The organism is Agrobacterium tumefaciens (genome assembly GCF_005221385.1).
Lineage (GTDB): Bacteria > Pseudomonadota > Alphaproteobacteria > Rhizobiales > Rhizobiaceae > Agrobacterium > Agrobacterium tomkonis.
Window position 1 is genome coordinate 649,466 of record NZ_CP039904.1, and the last position, 22,310, is coordinate 671,775.

The window sequence follows — 22,310 nt, forward strand, 5'->3', positions numbered from 1 at the left end:
CGGGACACCCCGCCCGTGGACGTTATTTTGTCCTGGCAGGTCTCCTGGCTTACGGGTCGTCGCCTTTGCCCGTCTTCCCGGGGGTTTTCACCCCAGTGACGTGGATGGACAAAGGCTCGCCGCTTACAGTTGCGGGGGCAGCTCCGGCCTTGCCGATCGTCGGCGCACCGGATTCCCTCTTAGCTCCGAGATTGAAACATTCAGGCCCGGAGAACCATGACGTCAGCATTTCTCACCACAGGCGTCACGATGTCAATAGACATAAAGAAATCTTTATGTCTTTATTTCCCCATTTCAGGATGCGACCGCGCCCGGCCCCGGAACGGCACCCGAGGGCACCTTGCCGAGAATGATCATGCCCAGAACCTCGTCTTTAGTGACATCCTCAGTCCGGGCATGGCCGACAACCTTGCCGTTTTTCATCACGAAGACCCGGTCGGCAAGATCGAAGACATCGTGAATATCGTGGCTGATGAGGAAGATGCCGATGCCCTGCCGTTTCAGCTCCTTGACGAGATCGCCCACCTGCGCCGTCTCCTGCGGCCCGAGTGCCGCCGTTGGCTCATCCATGATGAGGATACGGGCATCGAACAGAATGGCGCGGGCAATGGCGACGGACTGCCGCTGGCCACCGGACAGCGCCTTCACCGGCTCCTTGAACCGCCGGAAATTGGGATTGAGACGCCCCATCACCTCGCGGGCTGAGGCTTCCATGGCGACATCGTCAAGCGTGCCCCATTTCGTTTTCAGCTCGCGACCGAGATAAAGATTGGCCGCCGCATCGACATTGTCGGCCACGGCCAGCGTCTGGTAGATGGTCTCGATGCCGTATTTCTTAGCGTCGCGGGGATTACGGATATCCGCATCCTCGCCATTGATGAGGATATCGCCGCCATCGCGCCGGTAGGCGCCGGAGAGGATCTTGATAAGGGTCGATTTGCCCGCGCCGTTGTGGCCGAGAAGGGCGACCACCTCACCGGGGAAAAGGTCAACAGAGGCGTTTTCCACCGCATGGATGCCGCCGAAGGAAATGGAAATATTGCGCATTTCCACGAGGGGCGTGACTTGGTCCGTCATAGGAGTTCTCCTCGGTTCTTACTTGGCGCGGGCGCGGTAGATGGTGTCGAGCCAGACGGCGACGACCAGAACCACACCGACGACGATGCGCTGGAAGGGCGTATCAATACCCACCAGCACCATGCCGGATTGCAGCGACTGCATGACGAGCGCGCCGAGCATCGCGCCCGCTATGGTGCCGACACCGCCGGCAAGCGAGGTGCCGCCGATGACAGCCGCCGCGATGGTGTAAAGCTCGTCCAGCTCCCCTTGCGCATTGGTGGCCGCATTGAGGCGAGCGGTCGAGATGGCTGCGGCGATGGCGCAGAGAACGCCCATCAGCGTGAAGATCTTGACCGTGACCCAGCGGGTCTTGATGCCGGCCAACTCCGCAGCCTCCGGGTTGCCGCCAATGGCGAAGACATAACGCCCGAAGCGCAGCCGCGTGGCGATGAAGGTCATGACCGCACCAACCGCAAGCGCCATCAGCACCGGAACGGCAATGCCGTGCGCAATGAACAACCCGCCTTCCGGCCAGGTTATGCCATTGGCGTCAGCATAGTTGCGGGCAATGTTGATAGGCCAGGGGTAGCTGTTCACCACCGCCACAAAACCGATAACAATGAGGCAGCCGAGCGCCACCAGAAAATATTCCGCCCAGACCGGCCGCAGCGGAAAACCGAAACGGCGACGCTGATGGCGGGAATTCAGGATGGCCGCCACGATGGCGACGCAGGCCACGACAGCGGCGATCCAGCTCCATGTCGCGCCAATCGAGCCATTGGTGCCGCCGCCCATCAGACGGAAGGTGGAATCCATCGGCGCAACGGTACGCCCGCTGGTAATAAACCAGGTGCCACCGCGCCAGACCAGCAACCCGCCGAGCGTGACGATGAAGGACGGCACGTTCAGGAAAGCGATGATCGAGCCCTGCAACATGCCGATCGCGCCGCCGACGAGAATGCCGGTGAGAAGCGTGACGATCCATGTCGCCCAATGTTCGAAGCCGAGAAGCTGCGGCAGGATTTCTGCCTGCATGACCCCCATGATCATGCCGGAAAAACCGAGGATCGACCCGACCGACAGATCGATATTGCGGGTGACGATGACAAGCACCATGCCGGTTGCCATGACAGCCACGGACGCGGTCTGCACTGAAAGGTTCCAGAGGTTTCGCGGCGTCAGGAACAGGCCGCCAGACAGGATATGAAATCCGATCCAGATCAGAAGAAGCGCCCCGACCATGCCGAGCAGCCTGGTATCCAGCTCCGTGGCACTGATGAAGCGCGTTATCGAGCCTGTCTTTTCCGTCTTTTGCGACGCTGTGGAATTGGATTGGGTCATATCGGCCATGAACTGCCGGTCCTCCTTACATCTGAAAGGCGCCACGCCACCGATGTGGCGCAGCGCCCAAAGCTGGACCCTTGGGTCTTAGTCGCAGGCCTTCACGGTTCCGGCCTTCACACCCTGGCAGGCCGTTTCCTTCTTGATCCAGCCGGCATCGATGACGACGTTCAGATTGTCCTTGGTGATCGCGATCGGCTTGAGGAAGACCGACTGCATCGCTACCTTTTTCGGACCGCCATCAAAGCTGGTGACGCCCTTGATTTCCGTCATCTTCTTGCCGCCGGCCAGTTCCAGCGCGATGCCGGCTGCTTCCTTGCCGAGTTCGCGGCTGTCTTTCCAGACCGATACCGTCTGCGTGCCAAGCGCAACGCGGTTAAGTGCCGCGAAGTCTGCATCCTGACCGGAAACGGGAACCGAACCGGCCATGCCCTGCGCAGCGAGAGCGGCAATAGCGCCACCGGCCGTGCCGTCATTCGAGGCAACGACCGCATCGACCTTATTGTTATTCTTGGTCAGGAACTGTTCCATGTTCTTCTGGGCATTTTCCGGCTTCCAGCCATCGGTATAGGCTTCGCCGACATTCTTGATCTTGCCACCGTCAATGGCGGCCTTCAGCACTTCCTGCTGGCCGGCGAACAGGAAGTCCGCATTCGGGTCGGAAGACGAGCCCTTGATGAAGACGTAGTTACCTTCCGGCTTGACCTTGAAAACTTCGGCAGCCTGAAGACGGCCAACTTCCTTGTTGTCGAAGGTGATGTAGAAGGCGTTCTGATTTTCGATCAGGCGGTCATAACCAACAACCGGAATGCCTTCGGCAACGGCCTTCTCCACCGCCGGGCCAATCGCGTCGCTATCCTGCGCCAGAATGATCAGCGCATTGGCGCCCTGCGAAATCAGCGACTCCACATCGGTCAGCTGCTTTGCGGCAGAAGACTGCGCATCGGCGGAAATGTATTTCGCGCCGGCCTTGTCGAGTGCTGCCTTGATGGCCGCCTCATCCGTCTTCCAGCGCTCTTCCTGGAAATTCGACCAGGAAACGCCAACGACGAGATCAGCCGCGATGGCGGCGGTATGCAGGGAAACGAGTACGGCCGTACCCGCCAAAAGCTTGGCAAACGAATTCATGATGTCCTCCCGGTAAGGGCGAAGCCCCACACCTCCATGCAGGGAAAACGCCCGGAAAAAAGCTGACGGTCTCTGTGATTGCACAATTTTCTCGACAGTCGAGAAAATTAATGTCAGAGATTCCCAATGCTGTCAACAACGGCTGCGGGCAGCATCCGGGTGCCTTGATCTTCGCTCTGGCATGCGCCATCAGACGGGGGTCAACACCACAGGAAAAAGCCGTTCAGGGAGCAGGCCCCAGCCCATGTCCGCCATTGCAAGTACGGAACTGGTGCGCCAGAAAAACAGCCTGTCGGTTATGGCGGCCCTGCGCCTGCACGGCAGCCTTTCCCACACCGACATGTCTTCCTTCACCGGGCTCGCCTCGGCCACCGTCTCCGCCATCACCATGGAACTTGAGCGCGCCGGCCTCATTCTGCGCAAGGAACAGCTCGCCGCCACCGGTCGCGGGCGGCCGCGCATTCTCTTTGCGCCGCGCGGCGCATTCTGCCACGTCGCCATCGTCATCATTTCTTCCGACAGCGTGCAATATTCGCTGGTTGATTATGCCGGCAAGCTGGTGGATCGCTTCACCGAACAGAGGTTAGCTGCCGAAAAAGGCACATTCGGCGGGGCAATACTCGCCGGCCTCGCACGGCTTGCGGACCGCTCACGCATCGATCGGCACGATATTCTTCAGGTATCGATCAGCAGCAAGGGGCTGGTGGATGCGGCAGCGGCAACGCTCGTCTGGTCACCGGTACTCGGCAATGAAAGGATCGATTTCCGGCAATTGCTTTCCGCTGACGGCCGCAATCGCGTGACACTGAACAACGAAACCCTGCTCGCCGCCAAGGCCATCAGGATGCGCGAGCAGACGAAAGACGAGCCGGCGCCGGAAGCGCTCGTCACCCTGTCGCTCGGCCACAGCATCGGCCTCGGCATCGCCCGCTCCGCAGGCGGTACAATCGAGGTCAGCGCCCCCAATTTCGGCCATATGCTGCATCTGGCCGATGGCGCCCTGTGCCGCTGCGGCACCAAAGGCTGTATCGAAGCCTATTCCGGGTTCTACGCCATCCTACGCTCGGCTTTCGAAGCCCCACCCCAGGCCGAACCGGCCAAATTCGTGCCGATTGCCGAAGTAGACAAGATCGCCGCTTCCGCCCGCGCCGGCGCACGCATGGCGCGCTTTGCCTTCCGCACCGCCGGGCTTGCGCTCGGCAACGGTCTTTCACGCCTGTTCAGCCTGCATGGCCATATGCCGGTTTTTGTGACAGGACCCGGCACGCGTTATTTCGATCTTCTGGAAAGCGGCCTGCATGATGGCCTTGCGCAATCGCAGGCGGTACGTTTCGGCGGCATGCCCAAAATCAGCATCACGCCCGACGAACCGGAACTGGTATTCGAAGGGCATATGGAACACGCGCTTTCCGCTGCCGACGACTATATATTGAGCGCCGATGGCCCGGAGAAATCGGCGCGCAATGCGTGAGGCTTATTGGGAATTGCCAGGAGCTCAGGCCCGCTCCGCCACGGCAACGGTCTTTTCCTCGACGCCTGTCAAAAGCCGGACGAATTCATCCAGACCGGCCGCCTGTTCCTTGCTGAGCAACAGGCCCTGCTTCGTGCGCCGCCAGAGAATATCTTCTGCCGCACAGGCCCATTCATGCTGCACCAGAAAGCGAACCTCACATTCATATAGCGTGCCGCCGAAATAGCGGCCGAGGCCGGATATGTCGGTGGCCGGACCGAGCAGATCTGCCGCTTTGGTGCCGTAATGCCTGACGAGACGTTCCGCGTGGCGGCGCTCAAGAAAGGGATACAGGTCAATCAGCCCCCTCACTTGATTTTCATATCGCTCCACACCGAAATCACCGCCCGGCAGGTGAGAGCCCGCCGTCCATGGCCTGCCCTTATCGCCGATCGCCGCACCGATCTTTTCCAGCGCATGTTCCGCCAGCCGCCGATAGGTGGTCAGCTTGCCGCCGAAAATGTTGAGAAGCGGCGCTTCGCCGTCCCCTCCCTCCAACTTCAGCACGTAATCGCGCGTGGCTTCCTGTGCTTTCGAAGCACCGTCATCAAAAAGCGGCCGCACACCGGAATAGGTCCAGATGATGTCTTCCGGCTTTACCGCTTCGCTGAAATAGTCGCTGGCGGCATTGCAGAGATAGGAAATCTCTTCCTCCGAGATGCGCACCTTCGCCGGATCGCCCTTGTAATCGCGGTCCGTTGTGCCGATCAGCGTGAAATCCCGCTCATAGGGAATGGCGAAGATGATGCGGTTATCAGGGTTCTGGAAGAAATAGGCGCGCGGATCGGAAAATTTCCTGCGCACGATGATGTGGCTGCCCTGTACGAGCCGGACATTATGAACATCCTGGCGGCCAAAGACGCCGGACAGCACCTTGTCCACCCAGGGACCAGCGGCATTCACCAGCATACGCGCCTTGTGCGTGGCAGCCCGTCCGGTTTTTTCATCCATCGTTTCGATGAGCCAGAGGCCGCCTTCACGCCGCGCGGAAACGACCCGCGTGCGGTTCATGATCGTCGCGCCGCGATCCGCGGCATCGCGCGCATTGAGTACCACAAAACGGGCGTCATCCACCCACCCATCGGAATATTCGAAAGCCTTGGCGAAAGCCGGTTTCAGCGGCTTGCCCGCCGGGTCCTTGCGAAGATCGAGCGTGCGGGTCGCCGGCAGCAGCTTGCGGCCGCCGAGATTGTCATAAAGAAACAGGCCGAGCCGGACCATCCAGGCCGGGCGTACGCCGCCCTTCTGGATGGGCAGAACGAAGCGCATCGGCCAAATGACATGCGGGGCCATGGCCCAAAGGATTTCCCGCTCCATCAGGGCTTCACGCACCAGACGAAACTCGTAATGTTCGAGGTAACGCAGGCCGCCGTGAATGAGTTTGGTGGCGGCGGAGGACGTGCCGGAGGCAAAATCGCCCTTTTCCGCCAGCGCCACGGAGTAACCCCTGCCCACCGCATCGCGGGCAATGCCGCAACCATTGATGCCGCCACCGATGACAAAAAGATCGAAAATGTTTTCGCCGGACATGAAGCCTCCGCGACAATGCAGGGGAGGAACCCCTTATGGAAAGACAATTATATAAAAACGAAAACAAAACGAATGTCAAAAGAAAACAAACGAACATTGCAAACGCAAGCAATATCGTCGCCATGAGCAGCGCTTCACAACGTCAGTCTCCCGGAGCACTTTCGGTTTTCTGCGAATCGCGAAAACGCTCTCACTTCTTGTTTGCCGCATTTCCTGACGGAAAACCGGGGTCCACTTTTTCTGGAAATGCTCTAGGAGATTTATGTTTCAGCCATATGTCTGAGAAACCTGCTCAAGCTCATAGAGCACGCCGCCCATGTCTTTAGGGTGCAGGAAGAGAACGGGATTGCCATGCGCGCCGATCTTCGGCTCGCCATCGCCCAGAATTCGGACGCCTTTTTTGACGAGATCGTCGCGGGCCACGAGAATATCAGGCACTTCGAAGCAGAGATGATGGGTGCCGCCGCCCGGGTTTCTGTCGAGAAACGCGGCAATCGGCGAATTTTCCCCGAGAGGATAAAGAAGTTCGATCTTGGTATTGTCAACCTGAATGAACACCACCGTCACGCCGTGTTCGGGTAGCGATTGCGGTTCCGAGACATCTGCGCCCAACGCCCTGTAACGGGCCACGGCGGCATCGAGATCGGGCACCGCGATGGCGACATGATTTAGTCTTCCAAACATGGCCATCCTTCCCTTACGCGTTCCGCCTGATGCCTTCCAGCAGATCTAGGACCTTGTTGGCGGCATCCATGACATTGGTGCCGGGTCCGAAGATTGCCGAAACCCCGTGGTCGAGCAGAAACTGGTAATCCTGACGCGGAATGACACCGCCGACGACAACGACGATATCGCCCGCACCTTTCTGTTTCAGCGCCTCGACCAGCTGCGGCGCAAGGGTCTTGTGGCCGGCGGCCAGCGATGACATGCCGACCACATGCACCTTGTTCTGAACAGCAAGATCGGCCGCTTCGGCCGGCGTCTGGAACAAGGGACCGGCCAGCACATCGAAACCGATATCACCGAAGGCGGAGGCGATGACCTTCGCGCCACGATCATGCCCGTCCTGCCCGAGCTTGGCGACCATGATGCGCGGTTTCGTGCCGATCCTCTCAGCAACGCCGGAAAGCCGGGCGGCGAGCGTGGCCAGCTCGGGCTCGTCTTTATAGGCCTCGCCGTAAATATCGCTCACCACCTCCGGCACGGCGGCGTGATCGCCGAAGGCCAGGCGCAGCGCATCGGAAATCTCGCCAACCGTGGCGCGGGCGCGGGCGGCGGCGACTGCTGCTTCGAGAATATTGCCCTTGCCGCTGCGGGCGACTTCGGAGAGTGCGACCAGCGCCTTGGAAACATCTCCACCATCCCGGCGGCGTTTGGTGTCCTCAAGCCGGCGGATTTGCGCGGCGCGCACGGCGGCGTTGTCGATGTCGAGGACATCAATATCCTCTTCGGTCTCCAACCGGTAACGGTTGACCCCGACGATGACCTCTTCCCCTTTGTCGACCGCTGCCTGTCGGCGTGTCGCGGCCTCCTCGATCAACCGCTTCGGCAGCCCCTCCGTTACGGCCTTGGTCATGCCGCCAAGCGCCTCGACTTCCTCGATCAGCGCCCAGGCCTTTTGCGCCAGTTCGTCCGTCAGGCTCTCGACATAATAAGAACCGGCCAGCGGATCGACGACCTTGGTGACGCCGGTTTCGTGCTGGAGGATAAGCTGGGTATTGCGGGCGATGCGGGCGGAAAATTCCGTCGGCAGGGCAATAGCCTCATCGAAGGAATTGGTGTGCAGCGACTGCGTACCACCAAGCACGGCGGACATGGCCTCAAAGGCGGTGCGGACGATGTTGTTATAGGGGTCCTGTTCCTGCAGCGAGACGCCGGATGTCTGGCAATGGGTGCGCAGCATCAGCGACGAGGCCTTTTGCGGCTTGAACTCTTCCATAATGCGCGACCAGAGGAAACGGGCGGCGCGGAGCTTGGCCGCTTCCATGAAGAAATTCATTCCAATGGCGAAAAAGAACGACAGGCGGCCGGCAAAATCATCGACATTCAGCCCTTTCGCAAGGGCGGCCCGCACATATTCCCGGCCATCCGCCAGCGTGAAGGCAAGCTCCTGCACCAGCGTCGCGCCCGCCTCCTGCATGTGATAGCCGGAAATCGAGATGGAGTTGAATTTAGGCATCTCTTTTGCGGTATATTCGATGATATCGGCGATGATGCGCATCGAAGGTTCGGGCGGATAGATATAGGTATTGCGGACCATGAACTCCTTGAGAATATCGTTCTGGATCGTACCCGAAAGTTTTTCGCGCGAAACGCCCTGTTCCTCGCCGGCGACGATGAAATTGGCAAGCACGGGAATGACCGCGCCATTCATAGTCATCGATACCGAGACTTTTTCAAGCGGGATGCCGTCGAACAGGATTTTCATGTCCTCGACGCTATCGATCGCCACGCCGGCCTTGCCGACATCGCCTTCCACGCGTGGATGATCGCTGTCATAACCGCGATGGGTTGCGAGATCGAAGGCGACGGAAACGCCCTGCTGGCCGGCGGCGAGCGCCTTGCGGTAAAAAGCGTTCGAGGCCTCCGCCGTGGAGAAACCGGCATATTGGCGAATTGTCCAGGGCCGCCCGGCATACATGGTGGCGCGCGGGCCGCGGGTGAAGGGCGCAAAGCCCGGCAGGCTTTCGAGATGGGACGTGTTTTGCAGATCGTCGGCCGTATAGAGCGGCTTGACCTCTATGCCTTCAGGCGTATGCCAGACGAGTGTTTCCGGTGACCGCTTCAGCTCCTTTTCGGCAAGCTGCAGCCAATCCCGCACCGTTTTTTCACCCGACATGCATCTCTCCCCTTCTGCATTTCATCTTAACATTGTGGCGGGCAATCGTGACCGAAATCCAGCCATGCCCCTGCCGGGCCAAACCTGCCGACCCCGTAAACCGCTCCCGCCCGCATCCGTTCCGGAGAAATGGTAACAGCCATCACTCGAATTCGAGGATCACCTCGTCAACAGCAAGGCTGTCGCCCGGCTTAGCCGAAACTTTCGCGACGCGGCCGCGTTTTTCCGCGCGCAGGATGTTTTCCATCTTCATGGCCTCCACCGTCGCCAGCGCCTGACCGGCTTCCACCTCATCACCCTCACCGACCGAGATGCCGGTGATGACGCCCGGCATGGGGCAGAGCAGCAGTTTCGAGGTATCCGGCGGCAGTTTTTCCGGCATCAGCAGCGCCAGTTCCGCCACGCGTGGGCTGCGCACGCGGGCGACAACATCCATGCCCCGCCAGCGAAGGCGGATCGCGGCACCGGCAAGATCAACCTTGGCGGCGATCACCTCGCCCGCCACCGTGAACAGCCCGAGTCTCTGGCCGGGAAGCCAGCCGGTATCAACCGTCAACGCTGTGCCGTCCTCAAAACGGATCGCCGTGCCATCTGCGCCGGTTTCAACGCCGACCCGGTGATGGGAAGCGCCAAATGACACGACCCAGTCCTGACCGACAATGCGGCGATGATTGCCGATGGTGCCGGAAATTTCCACCGCGCGGTTCTGCAACCGCTGCTGAATAATGGCCGCGATGGCGGAAAGTTTACGCGCCGAAGCCTCATCAGGCTCGACGCCGGAAAAGCCTTCTGGAAATTCTTCTGCGATAAAGCCCGTCGTCAGGCGTCCGGCGCGAAAACGCTCATGCTGCATGACGGCCGACAGGAACGGCAGGTTGTGGCCGATACCCTCCACCTCGAAACGGTCCAGCGCCTCTCCCATGGTGTCGATTGCCGTTTCGCGGTCCTCACCCCAGCTGCACAGCTTGGCGATCATCGGATCGTAATACATCGATATCTCGCCGCCTTCGAAAACGCCGGTATCGTTGCGGATGACGGTGCCGTTTTCCTGCTCGCCTTCCTGCGGCGGGCGATACCGCGTCAAGCGGCCGATGGAGGGCAGGAAGTTGCGATAGGGGTCTTCGGCATAAAGCCGGCTTTCGATCGCCCAGCCGTTCAGCTTCACATCCGCCTGCCCGAACGAAAGCTTTTCCCCGGCAGCGACACGGATCATCTGTTCGACCAGATCAATGCCGGTGATGAGTTCCGTTACCGGATGCTCCACCTGCAGGCGGGTGTTCATTTCCAGAAAATAGAAATTACGGTTGCCATCGACGATGAATTCCACCGTTCCGGCCGAATGGTAGCCGACGGCCCTTGCCAGCGCCACGGCCTCTTGCCCCATCGCTTGCCGGGTCGCCTCATCCAGAAACGGCGATGGCGCTTCCTCTATGACTTTCTGGTTGCGGCGCTGGATCGAGCATTCGCGCTCACCGAGATAAAGAATGTTACCGTGCCGATCGCCCAGCACCTGTATCTCGATATGGCGCGGCTGGGTGACAAATTTCTCGATGAAGATGCGGTCATCGCCAAAGGAGGACTTCGCCTCGTTTTTCGAGGACTGGAAACCCTCCCGCGCCTCGGCGTCGTTAAAGGCGATACGCATGCCCTTGCCGCCACCGCCGGCAGAGGCCTTGATCATCACGGGATAACCGATCTGCGATGCAATCTTCACCGCCTCTTCGGCATCACCGATCAGCCCCATATGGCCGGGAACAGTGGAAACACCCGCTTCCGCCGCGAGTTTCTTCGAGGTAATCTTGTCGCCCATCGCCTTGATGGCGCCGACGGGCGGGCCGATGAAAATGACGCCCGCCTTCTCTAGCGCCTCGGCAAAGGCGGCATTTTCCGACAGGAACCCGTAACCCGGATGTACCGCATCCGCCCCGGTCTTTGCGATAGCCTCAAGGATTTTGTCGATGACAATATAAGACTGCGACGAAGGGGAAGGGCCGATATGAACGGCTTCATCCGCTTGTCTCACATGCAGCGCATTGGCATCCGCATCAGAATAGACCGCGACGGTGGCAATGCCCATTTTCTTCGCCGTCTTGATCACCCGGCAGGCGATCTCGCCGCGATTGGCGATGAGGATTTTCTTGATCATGCGGTTATTCTCCCCTCGCATCGTCATCATCTTCGCGGAATTTCTTTTCATAGGGCATCAGCAAGATCGCCGAGGCAGCGGCCGCCGCGCCGAACAGGGACGCTATGGGCACGACGACCAGCAATACGGGCACGGCAGGATTTGCCGCACGGCCGATGCGCGCGCCCAAACCGCCAATGTCGAGAAAGATCAGCGCTGCACCGACGCAGACGCCGATCAGCACGCCAACTGCCGCATTGAGCGCCATGAAACGCAGCATCTGCCGGTGATCGAGCCGTGCGGCCTCCGGCGTCAGTCTGGGTTTCAGGTTGCGGTTACCGGATGCCTTACCGGAGCCAAGGCGAAACCCCTGCCGCAGCCAGCGTTGCAGCCAATCCATATCGATCTGAAATATACCGACACCCATTTCGCCTCCCTCCTCCATTATCAAATTTCACCCCGTCACCTGTCGCTTTCCGCTGAGGAATCCGCAGACACGGTCAGATAGGAAAAAGGCACGGCATCCGTCAGCCAAACGCCATTATCGACCAGGTAGAAACGGCAACCATCCGCAAACATCTGAGCGGCATCGACAACCAGGACCACAGGCTTTCCATGCCGTTGTCCGACGGTCAGCGCGGTCGTCCGGTCAGCGGAAAGATGAACCTGTTGTCTTTCCCCAGGGCGCAGGCCTTGCTGCAGGATGGAATCGAGAAAACGCGTCGCCGTACCGTGAAACAATTGCGTCGGCGGCTCGACCGGCGGCTGGCCAAGATCGACCTTCACGGAATGCCCCTGCGCCGCCCGGATGCGGCGACCGTCTTCCGATAGCGTAAAGCGCTTCTTGTCGCTTTCTGCGACGACCGCAAGCAAGCCTGCCTCATCGAGCGGCGTGCCACTCGCATTCGCTTTTGCCAAGAGATCTGCGACATCCGCCCAACCCTGATGATCCAGGGCGAGGCCAATACTTTCAGGCGCATGGCGCAGAACATAACTCAGGAACTTGCTGGTCGCTGTCGACATCGAATTTCATTCCCCGTTGGCGGATGACAGCACCCTCAAATCTCGAAGAAATTCTCAAACGATTCCGGGAAATTCTGCCGGGCGACACGCTCGTCGATGACAAGCATCGCCTGATAGGACAGCGGATCGAAATTCTTTTCCGCCGGAAGAACTTCGCGGCCGAACAGCAGGTTGAGGCGGGCAGCGTCGAGATTACCCCGCTCGAACGGTTCCGGACCGAAATGGTGCCAGAGCGAGTGCAGGAAGGCGGCGTCGATGCGGTGTTCCTTGGAGTCGTCGCGCGCCCTGCGGGGTATCATCTTGATGGGCGTCACCCCTTTTGGATTGGCGCGACGGATGGTGAACTGGACGCCCGTGCTTGGCATGCCGGAGGGAAACCCCTTGTGTTTGGTCATTTCGGGCAGGTTCGCCATGTCTTTTCCTTCCAGAAGCATTTTCAGTAAAAGCGGGTTCGCTTTATGTCCTGACAATGCGCAAATTCAAATAATGAGAGCGCTTCCACGGTCCAACAAACCAGAAGCGCTCCAGTCTCTCGTTATGCCTTGCCGATCTTATCCTGCGTCTTCGTATCGAAGTCGGAGGCATCGTGGCGTTCGTGCAATTGTTCGGACGGATCGCCCGAGGTCTTGTTGACGATCACGCCGCGTTTTACCGCCGGGCGTTCACCGATTTCAAGCGTCCAGCGCATGACGTTCTTATAGCCATCGGCTTCAAGGAAAGCACCGGCATCGCCATAGGCCTGCCCGAGCGCGATCTTGCCATACCACGGCCAGACGGCCATGTCGGCAATCGTGTATTCGTCGCCCGCCAGATAACGGTTTTCGGCGAGGTGCCGGTCCAGCACGTCCAGCTGGCGTTTGACTTCCATGGCGTAACGGTCGATCGCGTATTTGATCTTCACCGGCGCATAGGCATAAAAATGCCCGAAACCGCCGCCGAGGAAGGGCGCGGAGCCCATCTGCCAGAACAGCCAGTTCAGCGCCTGCGTGCGGGCATTGCCCTCTTTCGGCAGGAAGGCGCCGAATTTCTCCGCGAGATAAACGAGGATCGAACCGCTTTCGAAAACGCGCGTCGGCTCAGGCGTCGAATGATCCATCAGCGCCGGGATCTTGGAATTCGGATTGACGCCGACAAAACCGGAGCCGAACTGGTCACCTTCGCCGATCTTGATCAGCCAGGCATCATAGTCTGCGCCCTTGTGGCCGGCGGCCAGCAATTCTTCCAGCATGATGGAAACCTTCTGGCCATTCGGCGTCGCCAGCGAATAAAGCTGCAGCGGGTGCTTGCCGACCGGCAGTTCCTTTTCATGGGTGGGACCGGCAATCGGGCGATTGATATTGGCGAACTGGCCACCATTGCCCTTGTCCCAGGTCCAGACCTTGGGCACTTCATATCCGGCGGGGAAATTATCTGCAGAGGAATTTTCGGCCATAAAACTCTGTCCTTGTGCGTTTCGGGAGGGCATCCGAAGGTCCGGGCGCCTGAACATCATTATAGTAAGGTGGCCGAAGCATTTTTCCAGCCCCGCGGCGGATCAGAGCGGAATGGTATCGTGTTTCTTCCAGCGGGTTTCGACGTTCTTGTTGCGCAGCGAGGCAAACGCACGGGCGATGCGGCGGCGTGACGAATGCGGCATGATCACCTCATCGATGAAACCGCGTTCCGCCGCCACGAAGGGGTTGGCAAAACGCTCCTCATATTCCTTCGTACGCGCGGCGATCTTTTCCGGATCGGAAAGCTCGGAACGATAGAGAATTTCCGCAGCACCCTTCGCGCCCATCACGGCGATTTCCGCCGTCGGCCAGGCATAGTTCACATCTGCGCCGATGTGTTTCGAGGCCATCACGTCATAAGCGCCGCCATAGGCCTTGCGGGTAATCAGCGTTACCATCGGCACCGTCGCTTCCGAATAGGCGAAGAGAAGTTTCGCACCGTGTTTGATGACGCCGCCATATTCCTGCGCCGTTCCGGGCAGGAAGCCCGGCACATCCACCAGCGTCAACAAAGGAATGTTGAAGGCATCACAGAAGCGCACGAAACGCGCCGCCTTGCGCGAACTGTCTATATCGAGGCAGCCGGCCAGCACCATCGGCTGGTTAGCGACAACCCCCACCGTCTGGCCTTCGAGACGGATGAAGCCGGTGATGATGTTGCGGGCAAAGGCTTCCTGCAACTCGAAGAAATCACCCTCGTCGGCAAGCGCGTGGATCAGTTCCTTCATGTCATAGGGCTTGTTGGAACTGTCGGGGATCAGCGTATCCAGACGCGCTTCCAGCCGTGCGGGATCATCATGGAAAGGCCGGACCGGCGGTTTTTCGCGGTTGTTGAGCGGCAGGAAATCGAACAGCAGCCGCACATGCTCCAGCGTTTCGATGTCGTTTTCATAAGCGCCGTCGGCGACGGAGGATTTTTTGGTGTGGGTGGAAGCCCCGCCGAGCTCTTCGGCCGTAACGATCTCGTTGGTGACGGTCTTCACCACATCCGGCCCGGTCACGAACATGTAAGAGGTGTCGCGCACCATGAAGATGAAATCGGTCATGGCAGGCGAATAGACGGCACCGCCCGCACAGGGCCCCATGATAACGGAGATTTGCGGCACGACGCCGGAGGCGACGACATTGCGCTTGAACACATCGGCATAACCGCCAAGCGAGGCGACACCCTCCTGAATGCGCGCCCCGCCGCTGTCGTTGAGCCCAATTACCGGCGCGCCGTTGCGCACCGCCATATCCATGATCTTGCAGATTTTCTGGGCGTGGGTTTCCGAGAGCGAACCGCCAAGCACGGTGAAATCCTGGGAGAACACGTAGACCTGCCGGCCATTGATGGTGCCCCAGCCGGTAACGACGCCGTCGCCCGCCACCTTCTGCTCCGCCATGCCGAAATCCACCGCCCGGTGGGTGACATACATATCGTATTCTTCGAAGGAACCGTCATCCAGGAGCACGTCGATGCGTTCGCGCGCCGTCAGCTTGCCCTTGCCATGCTGCGCCTCGATGCGCTTGACGCCACCGCCGAGCCGCGCCTCGGCGCGCCGCGTTTCCAACTGCTCCAGAATGCCGGGCATGTTTCCTCCATGCGTTGTCATTACGATCCATAGCCCAGAAAATAGTCGTCCAGAAGCCTTGATCGTGTGCGTATGCGTGCCATAAATATTTGCAATATTAAATTTTGCAAAGTTGCAACATGGCGACGGAAAAACTCTTCATCGGCCGCAAGGTTCGCGGCCTTCGCGAAAACGCCCGCGCCACGCAGGCGCAATTTGCCGAACGGCTGGGTATCTCCGCAAGTTACCTGAACCAGATCGAGAACAATCAACGCCCGGTTTCCGCCAGCGTTCTGGTGACGCTGGTGGAAAAATTCCAGCTGGACATGGCGGAACTGGCGACCGGCGAAAACGACCGGCTGGTTTCCGCCGTGCGCGAGGCGCTGAAAGACCCGCTATTCCTGAATTACGAGCCGGGGCTACAGGAATTGAAGCTGATTGCCCAGAACGCGCCGGGTTTTGCCCATGCCCTGCTGCGCGCCCATCAGGCTTACCGACAGAACAGCGAACAGCTGGTGCAGCTCGACGACCGGCTCGGCCGCGGCACCGCGCAGGTGGAAAGAACCCCCTATGAGGAGGTGCGTGACTTCTTCCACTTTGTCGACAATTACGTCGCCGAGATCGACCTTCTGGCCGAGGAACTGGCGCAGGAACTGGAGATAGAAGGCGGCGAGACCTATGGCATTCTGGCAGCGCATCTGCGCAACTGTTACGGCATCCAGATCACGAGAACCGAGGCGGCGGGCGGCCTGATCCGGCATTTCGATCCTGCCAGCAAAACCCTCGCCCTCAGCTCCTATATGGCCGCGCCGACCCGCTGCTTTCAGCTTGCACTACAGATCGCCCAGCTTCACGCCGGCCCAACGGTGGACAGGGTGCTGGCCGGCGCCGGTTTCCGCAATGCGGAAGCCGCAGAAATCTGTCGTATCGGGCTGCACAATTATTTCGCCGCAGCCCTCATCCTGCCCTATGGGCAATTTCACCGGGCGGCGCAGGAGCTGCGCCACGATCTCGAGCTTCTGGCCGTTCGTTTCGGCGCGAGCCTTGAGCAGGTGGCCCACCGGCTGAGCACCTTGCAGCGGCCGGGCATGAAAGGCGTGCCGATCTTTTTTGCCAAGATCGACCGCGCCGGCAACATCACCAAACGCCACAGCGCCACACGGCTGCAATTTGCCCGTTTCGGCGCGGCCTGTCCGCTGTGGAACATCCATCAGGCTTTCGAAAGCTCCGACAGGATCGTGCGGCAGCTGGCAGAAACACCTGATGGCGTGCGCTATCTTTCCATCGCCACCCAGATCGAAAAGGCCGGCGCCGGTTTTAATACCGAGAGGCCGCGTTACGCTATCGCGCTTGGCTGCGAAATTTCCCATGCGCAGAATTTCGTTTATGCCGATACGCTCGATCTCGGCAATTCAGCCTCCTTCAAACCAATCGGCATTTCCTGCCGGGTCTGTGAAAGGGTGGATTGTGTGCAGCGCGCCGTACCGCCGCTGAAACGCAAACTGCAATTCGATCATCTTTCGCGTGGAGCATTGCCCTATAGCATCGCAGATTTTTAGCCTTCAGAGCCGCTCAGGGCAGCGGCACCATGGCGCGGCGCATGATGTTGGCATAATAACCCCAGAAAAGCCGGGCGGCGACGGAGCGCCACGGCGACCAGAGTGTCGCCCGTTCCGCCAGCCATTTCGCTTCCGGCCTCACTTCCAGATCAAGCGCATGCGCCACCGCCGATCTCAGCGCCACATCCCCCACCGGAAAGATATCCGGATGCCCGCCGCAGAACATCAGATAGACTTCCGCCGTCCACGGGCCGATGCCACGAAGCGCGACCAGTTCGGAGAGGGCAGTTCCCGCCTCCTTGCGCACCACGCCGTCCAGATCGATCTGCCCTTCCGTGACGGCAAGCGCCAGCCCTTCCAGCGTCATTGCCTTGGCACGGGAAAGGCCGAATGTGGCGCGTAGCTCCTCCGGTGCGGCCAGATAATTTTCCGCCGTGACCACACCGTCGGTGCCGGCAAGAATTCGCGCCCAGATGGCATTGGCGCTGGCGCGCGACACCATCTGCGAGACGATGATATGGGCAAGGCCGGCAAAACCGGGTTCATGGATGCGCAGTTCCAGCGGGCCGGCTTTTTCGATGACGAGGCTGAGCGCAGGATCGAGGCGGGCCAGATGCTCCAGCCCTTCGTTGATATCATCTATTCTGGTAATGATTTTCATCTTCGCATTCCGTATCCGCCCCGCCCGCAGCCGGCTGGCGGGGTGCTTTAAAACATGGCAGAAGAAACCATGCCTTCGCCTCTCCGTCAAAAACCGGTTTACCGATTTGCGCCAAGTCCCAACGGCCCGCTGCATCTCGGCCATGCGCTTTCCGCCTTCCTGAACCATGATATGGCGCAGGACAATGGCGGCCGCTTCCTCCTGCGTATCGAGGATATCGACCAGACGCGCTGCACGCCGGAGCTGGAGCAGGCGATCTATGATGATCTCGGCTGGCTGGGGCTCGCCTGGGAAAATCCTGTCCGACGTCAATCGGACCATTTCGATGCGTATCGGGTGGCGCTGGACAGGCTGATCGACGCGGGCCTTGCCTATCCTGCCTTTCTGAGCCGTGGAGAAACCAAAGCGATCGTCAAAGCCTTCGAGGCCGATGGCGGGCTCTGGCCGCGCGATCCGGATGGCGCGCCGCTCTACCCATCGGTGGACCGCGAAATGCCCGAGGCGGAACGGACAAAACTCCTCGCCTCCGGTCGGCAGCATGCCTGGCGGCTCGATATGGAAAAGGCGATCCGCGCCGCCGGCAGCCCCCTGTTCTGGCAGGAGAGCGGCGATTGCGAGAGGGGGGAGATCGAGGCCCGACCCGCACTGTGGGGTGATGTGGTGCTGTCTCGTTCCGACGCGCCTTCGAGCTATCATCTGTCCGTTGTGGTTGATGATGCGCTGCAGGGCATCACCCATGTGGTGCGCGGCATGGACCTGTTCCACGCAACCGCCATTCACCGGCTTTTGCAGCATTTGCTGGACCTGCCGCAACCCGCCTATCACCATCACCGGCTAATCTTGGGCGCGGACGGGCGCAAGCTTTCGAAAAGCGAAGGCAGCACCGGGCTTGCCGCTCTTCGTGCAGAAGGGGAGACACCCTCAGATATCCGCCGGCTTGTCGGCCTCCTCTAGCGCCCGCTCACGGCGAGCGCCGTTGCCGCCAATATTGCGGCGGATGATCTGCCGCACCTTGTATTTCATCAGGGCCGCATTCATCTCCGCACCGAGCATGAAGATGACGCCGACCATATAAAGAAACACCAGAACCACCATGACAGAGGCGAGACCGGCATAGGTCGCGGCATAATTGGCGAAAGTGGAGAGGTAATAGGCAAAGATCGCCGCGCCGATGACCCAGAAGATCATCGTCAGCAGAATGCCGGGCCAGACGTCCCAGATGCGCCGCTTGCCGGCCGGAAGCCACAGATGCGCCGCAACCAGCCCCGCGGTCAGCACGACGATGGTGCCGTAAAGGCCGAGGTTGGAAATGGTGTTCAGTACATCCGTCAGCCACGGAAACCGCTCTTCGGCAAAGGAGGTGGCGACCGGCACGGCCACGAGCACGATGCTGATGCCGGTAAAGACCACCACCGCGATGAGCACGTAAAGCAGGCTGAGCAGGCGGGTAATGTACCACCAGCGCGTCTCGGTGACGCGATAGGCGCGGTTGAGCGAAATTCTCAACGCCTCGACGCCGTTGGACGCAAAATAGGCGGCGGCCAGCACCGAAATCGTCAGCAGCCCGCCGCGCGGAATGGTGAGCACCTGCTGCACCTGCGCCGCAAGCGGCCCGGCAATCGCTTCCGGCCAGGTGTCGAAAATCAGATGCACCGCCGTTTCGGAAAACTGGTCGGCACCCAGAAAACCGGCCAGAGCCGTGCCGAAGATCAGGAATGGAAACAGCGCCAGAAGAATGGACAGCGCCATATGGCTTGCCATCGCCCAGCCGTCATCCTCGGCGAAATGGGAATAGGCATCAAAGGCAACCTTGCCTGCCAGGCGCACTGCGGCAACCATGTCACCTCCATTCATCGGCATTTCATTTGTAACTTCGTCGCGAATATGGGAAATCAGCTTCGCTTTGTACAGCGCGCCAACCCGTCTTTCGGTTCCCGCCGGGGCACGAATTTTGCGCAATTCAATTTTCACGGGCCGGACTATCAGGCCAGAACACCATTCGGCTTTCCGGAGCGGCAGATGTCTGAAAAACCCGTCATCATCATCACCGGATGTTCCTCGGGCATCGGCGCTTATTGCGCCGGCGCGCTTCACCGGGACGGCTGGCGGGTCTTCGCCACGGTGCGGCGCATCGTCGATATGGCCGCCCTCGAAAACCAGGGCATCGAAACCCTGATCATGGACTACACAAAGCCGGAAACCATCGCTGCTCTGGTAGACACCGTTTCAGCCCGGACCGGCGGCCGCATCGACGCGCTGTTCAATAACGGCGCCTATGGCCAGCCGGGTGCGGTGGAAGATCTGCCGGTGGAGGCGCTGCGAGCGCAGTTCGAAACCAATGTCTTCGGCTGGCACGATCTGACACGGCGGGTCATTCCCTTCATGCGCAGCCGAGGCGCCGGCCGCATCGTGCATTGCTCCTCCATTCTCGGCCTCGTCCCCTATCGGTATCGCGGCGCTTATACCGCTTCGAAATTCGCGATCGAGGGGCTGGGCGTGACGCTGCGCATGGAGCTTCAGGGCAGCGGCATCCATGTGAGCTTGATTGAGCCTGGTCCGATCACCTCGAAATTCACCGCGACGGCGCTTGCCCATGTCAGGGACAAGATCGATCTGGAAAATTCGGCCCATGCGGTGGAATATAAACGCCAGCTGGCGCGCATGGATGGTTCAGGCCCCGTCAACCGCCACAAGCTTGGCCCCGAGGCCGTTTTTGCCGTGCTGAAACACGCCCTGACCGCCGCGAAGCCGAAACCGCATTATCCCGTCACCGTTCCAGCCAAACAGGGGCTGTTGCTGAAACGGCTCTTGCCTGCCGGACTGTTCTATCGTCTGCTGCGCAGATTCGATTGAGGAGGAGTAACCCCTAAATGTCCGGCTTCACCAGTGTTCTGGCCCTTATCGTCATGGGCCTTGTCGTCATCGTGCTTATACGTGGCCTTTTCAACATGCTGAAGGGACAGGACGCCAACCGGTCCAACAAGCTGATGCAGCTTCGTCTGCTGTTGCAGGCCATCGCCATCGTGCTGATCATGCTGACGCTCTGGCTCACCGGCGGCGGCCGCTGACATGGTGAAACTGAACAAGATCTACACCCGCACTGGTGACAAGGGCACGACGGCGCTGGTTTCCGGCCCGCGCCGCCTGAAGCACGATCTGCGCGTCGAGGCCTATGGCACGGTGGACGAGACCAATTCGGCCATAGGCATCGCGCGACAGCACACGAACGGGCTGGAAAAGCTTGATGCCATGCTGTTCCGCATCCAGAACGACCTCTTCGATCTCGGCGCCGATCTCGCCACGCCTGACAGCGGCGAGCCGCTGTCCTACGAGCCGCTGCGCATCGTCGAAAGCCAGGTTACCCGGCTCGAAAATGAAATCGACGAACTCAACGCGACGCTCGAACCGCTGACATCCTTCGTGCTACCGGGCGGTAACGCGGCTGCGGCCAATCTACATCTGGCGCGCACGATCTGCCGCCGGGCGGAAAGGCTGATGGTGGCGCTTTCAGTCACCGAGAACGAGATCGTCAGCCCGGCGGCCATCAAATATGCCAACCGCCTGTCCGACTTCCTGTTCGTCGCCGCGCGTTTCGCCAACGACACGGGCAAGGCCGATATATTATGGGTTCCCGGCAAGAATCGCTAAAAACCTAAGACAATCGCGTAACCAAAGGGCATTCGATGTTCATACCGCTGCACGACGCGAATTCCCTGAAACACATCCGGCTGCAATATGTCACGATTGGCCTGATCGTCGTCAATGTGCTGGTCTGGCTGTTTACCGGCGTGCTTGCCAGCGACACACAGGCCAATGCCGCAGCCCTCGGCCTCGGCTTCATTCCAGCAGTCGTGTTCGATTATGCCTATCTGGAGCCGGCCCTTCAGGTCGTGCCAGATGACCTGACCGTTGTCACCTATGCGTTCCTGCACCTCGATTTCTGGCATCTGGCCGGCAACATGCTGTTCCTCTGGGTATTCGGTGACAATGTCGAGGACGCGCTCGGCCATTTCCGATTCCTGATCTTTTATCTCGCCTGCGCCATCGCCGGTGCGCTGCTGCACGGCTTCGTCGCCCCCACCTCGGAAGGGCCGCTGATCGGCGCGTCGGGCGCGGTTTCCGGCGTCGTCGCCGCTTATTTCCTGCTGCATCCAAGGGTGCGGGTCTGGGTGCTGGTCTTCATGCGTATTCCGCTTCCCCTGCCCGCCTTCATTCCGCTGGCGCTGTGGATTGGCCAGCAGTTCCTGATGCTGGCGCTCGGGCTGGAACAAAACGTCTCCTGGGGCGCGCATGTGGGCGGCATATTGGCAGGTGCCGTCATGGTGCTTTTCATGCGCAGGCGGGGCGTTCCGCTATTCGACCGCACCATTGTTCCGCCGAGGGCGGCGCAGTTCAAGAATCCGTCGCAAACGGCAGGGTTGTCGCAAATCGAACGGGGCTATGACGGGGGCGGATAAGCCCGTGAGGAAGAGATAAAGTATTTACGTTA

At 60.0% G+C, this 22,310-nt stretch carries 21 protein-coding genes and 1 riboswitch; of the genes, 7 read left to right on the forward strand and 14 right to left on the reverse strand.

What is annotated here, in order from left to right; all coding sequences use genetic code 11:
• Positions 1–17: 17 nt before the first annotated feature.
• Positions 18–234, reverse strand: a riboswitch (cobalamin riboswitch).
• A 60-nt stretch (positions 235–294) separates the two neighbouring features.
• From CFBP6623_RS18165 to xylF, 3 genes are all read right to left on the reverse strand, one after another.
• Complete coding sequence (locus CFBP6623_RS18165; RefSeq protein ID WP_046799804.1) at positions 295–1,077, reverse strand: ATP-binding cassette domain-containing protein; 783 nt, start codon at positions 1,075–1,077, stop codon at positions 295–297.
• 18 nt (positions 1,078–1,095) lie between these two features.
• Positions 1,096–2,400, reverse strand: coding sequence for a sugar ABC transporter permease (locus CFBP6623_RS18170; RefSeq protein ID WP_404801044.1), 1,305 nt, complete (start codon positions 2,398–2,400; stop codon positions 1,096–1,098).
• A gap of 87 nt (positions 2,401–2,487) precedes the next feature.
• Positions 2,488–3,528, reverse strand: a complete 1,041-nt coding sequence (gene xylF, locus CFBP6623_RS18175; protein WP_046799806.1) for a D-xylose ABC transporter substrate-binding protein — start codon at positions 3,526–3,528, stop codon at positions 2,488–2,490.
• 244 nt (positions 3,529–3,772) lie between these two features.
• Between xylF and CFBP6623_RS18180 the strand changes: the two genes are divergently transcribed.
• The gene (locus tag CFBP6623_RS18180) at positions 3,773–4,999 is read left to right on the forward strand and encodes an ROK family transcriptional regulator (RefSeq protein WP_046799807.1); all 1,227 of its coding nucleotides are present in this window, start codon (positions 3,773–3,775) and stop codon (positions 4,997–4,999) included.
• A 24-nt stretch (positions 5,000–5,023) separates the two neighbouring features.
• On the opposite strand, the gene CFBP6623_RS18185 is transcribed toward CFBP6623_RS18180, so the two are convergent.
• The 9 genes from CFBP6623_RS18185 to CFBP6623_RS18225 form a co-directional block, all read right to left on the reverse strand.
• On the reverse strand, positions 5,024–6,568 hold the full coding sequence (locus tag CFBP6623_RS18185; protein WP_046799808.1) for a glycerol-3-phosphate dehydrogenase: 1,545 nt from the start codon (positions 6,566–6,568) through the stop codon (positions 5,024–5,026).
• Between the two features lie 267 nt (positions 6,569–6,835).
• On the reverse strand, positions 6,836–7,252 hold the full coding sequence (gene mce / locus CFBP6623_RS18190) for a methylmalonyl-CoA epimerase (protein WP_046800021.1): 417 nt from the start codon (positions 7,250–7,252) through the stop codon (positions 6,836–6,838).
• A gap of 13 nt (positions 7,253–7,265) precedes the next feature.
• A complete protein-coding gene (gene scpA, locus CFBP6623_RS18195) occupies positions 7,266–9,407 on the reverse strand; it encodes a methylmalonyl-CoA mutase (protein ID WP_046799809.1) in 2,142 nt (713 codons plus the stop codon).
• A 142-nt stretch (positions 9,408–9,549) separates the two neighbouring features.
• Positions 9,550–11,553, reverse strand: coding sequence for an acetyl-CoA carboxylase biotin carboxylase subunit (locus CFBP6623_RS18200; RefSeq protein WP_062653051.1), 2,004 nt, complete (start codon positions 11,551–11,553; stop codon positions 9,550–9,552).
• Between the two features lie 4 nt (positions 11,554–11,557).
• Positions 11,558–11,959, reverse strand: a complete 402-nt coding sequence (locus tag CFBP6623_RS18205; RefSeq protein WP_170979833.1) for a hypothetical protein — start codon at positions 11,957–11,959, stop codon at positions 11,558–11,560.
• A 35-nt stretch (positions 11,960–11,994) separates the two neighbouring features.
• Positions 11,995–12,555: an RNA 2'-phosphotransferase gene (locus tag CFBP6623_RS18210; protein WP_046799811.1), complete on the reverse strand. Its 561-nt coding sequence runs from the start codon at positions 12,553–12,555 to the stop codon at positions 11,995–11,997.
• A gap of 35 nt (positions 12,556–12,590) precedes the next feature.
• Entirely contained in the window at positions 12,591–12,968 is a 378-nt protein-coding gene (locus CFBP6623_RS18215; protein ID WP_046799812.1) for a hypothetical protein, read from the reverse strand.
• A gap of 122 nt (positions 12,969–13,090) precedes the next feature.
• Positions 13,091–13,987, reverse strand: a complete 897-nt coding sequence (yghU, locus tag CFBP6623_RS18220; RefSeq protein WP_046799813.1) for a glutathione-dependent disulfide-bond oxidoreductase — start codon at positions 13,985–13,987, stop codon at positions 13,091–13,093.
• A 102-nt stretch (positions 13,988–14,089) separates the two neighbouring features.
• Positions 14,090–15,622, reverse strand: a complete 1,533-nt coding sequence (locus CFBP6623_RS18225) for an acyl-CoA carboxylase subunit beta (RefSeq protein ID WP_062653048.1) — start codon at positions 15,620–15,622, stop codon at positions 14,090–14,092.
• Positions 15,623–15,741: 119 nt separating this feature from the next.
• Here CFBP6623_RS18225 and CFBP6623_RS18230 point away from each other — a divergent pair, with 119 nt between their 5' ends.
• Positions 15,742–17,160 (forward strand): helix-turn-helix domain-containing protein, encoded by a 1,419-nt coding sequence (locus CFBP6623_RS18230; protein ID WP_046799815.1) that lies wholly within the window; start codon positions 15,742–15,744, stop codon positions 17,158–17,160.
• Positions 17,161–17,173: 13 nt separating this feature from the next.
• Here the strand turns inward: CFBP6623_RS18230 and CFBP6623_RS18235 are convergent, their stop codons facing one another.
• Positions 17,174–17,821: a DNA-3-methyladenine glycosylase family protein gene (locus tag CFBP6623_RS18235; RefSeq protein WP_080842830.1), complete on the reverse strand. Its 648-nt coding sequence runs from the start codon at positions 17,819–17,821 to the stop codon at positions 17,174–17,176.
• Positions 17,822–17,875: 54 nt separating this feature from the next.
• Between CFBP6623_RS18235 and gluQRS the strand changes: the two genes are divergently transcribed.
• Positions 17,876–18,775, forward strand: coding sequence for a tRNA glutamyl-Q(34) synthetase GluQRS (gene gluQRS / locus CFBP6623_RS18240; protein WP_046799817.1), 900 nt, complete (start codon positions 17,876–17,878; stop codon positions 18,773–18,775).
• On the opposite strand, the gene CFBP6623_RS18245 is transcribed toward gluQRS, so the two are convergent.
• Complete coding sequence (locus tag CFBP6623_RS18245; RefSeq protein ID WP_046800023.1) at positions 18,743–19,660, reverse strand: YihY/virulence factor BrkB family protein; 918 nt, start codon at positions 19,658–19,660, stop codon at positions 18,743–18,745. The two genes, gluQRS and CFBP6623_RS18245, sit on opposite strands and share 33 nt — an antisense overlap.
• Positions 19,661–19,840: 180 nt before the next feature.
• On the opposite strand from CFBP6623_RS18245, the gene CFBP6623_RS18250 reads away from it, so the two are divergent.
• From CFBP6623_RS18250 to CFBP6623_RS18265, 4 genes are read left to right on the forward strand one after another with little or no spacing between them, the layout of a single operon-like run.
• Positions 19,841–20,674, forward strand: a complete 834-nt coding sequence (locus CFBP6623_RS18250) for an SDR family oxidoreductase (RefSeq protein WP_046799818.1) — start codon at positions 19,841–19,843, stop codon at positions 20,672–20,674.
• 17 nt (positions 20,675–20,691) lie between these two features.
• Positions 20,692–20,889 (forward strand): twin transmembrane helix small protein, encoded by a 198-nt coding sequence (locus tag CFBP6623_RS18255; protein WP_046799819.1) that lies wholly within the window; start codon positions 20,692–20,694, stop codon positions 20,887–20,889.
• Position 20,890: 1 nt separating this feature from the next.
• Positions 20,891–21,469: a cob(I)yrinic acid a,c-diamide adenosyltransferase gene (locus tag CFBP6623_RS18260; protein ID WP_046799820.1), complete on the forward strand. Its 579-nt coding sequence runs from the start codon at positions 20,891–20,893 to the stop codon at positions 21,467–21,469.
• 35 nt (positions 21,470–21,504) lie between these two features.
• Positions 21,505–22,278 (forward strand): rhomboid family intramembrane serine protease, encoded by a 774-nt coding sequence (locus CFBP6623_RS18265; RefSeq protein ID WP_046799821.1) that lies wholly within the window; start codon positions 21,505–21,507, stop codon positions 22,276–22,278.
• Positions 22,279–22,310: the final 32 nt, after the last annotated feature.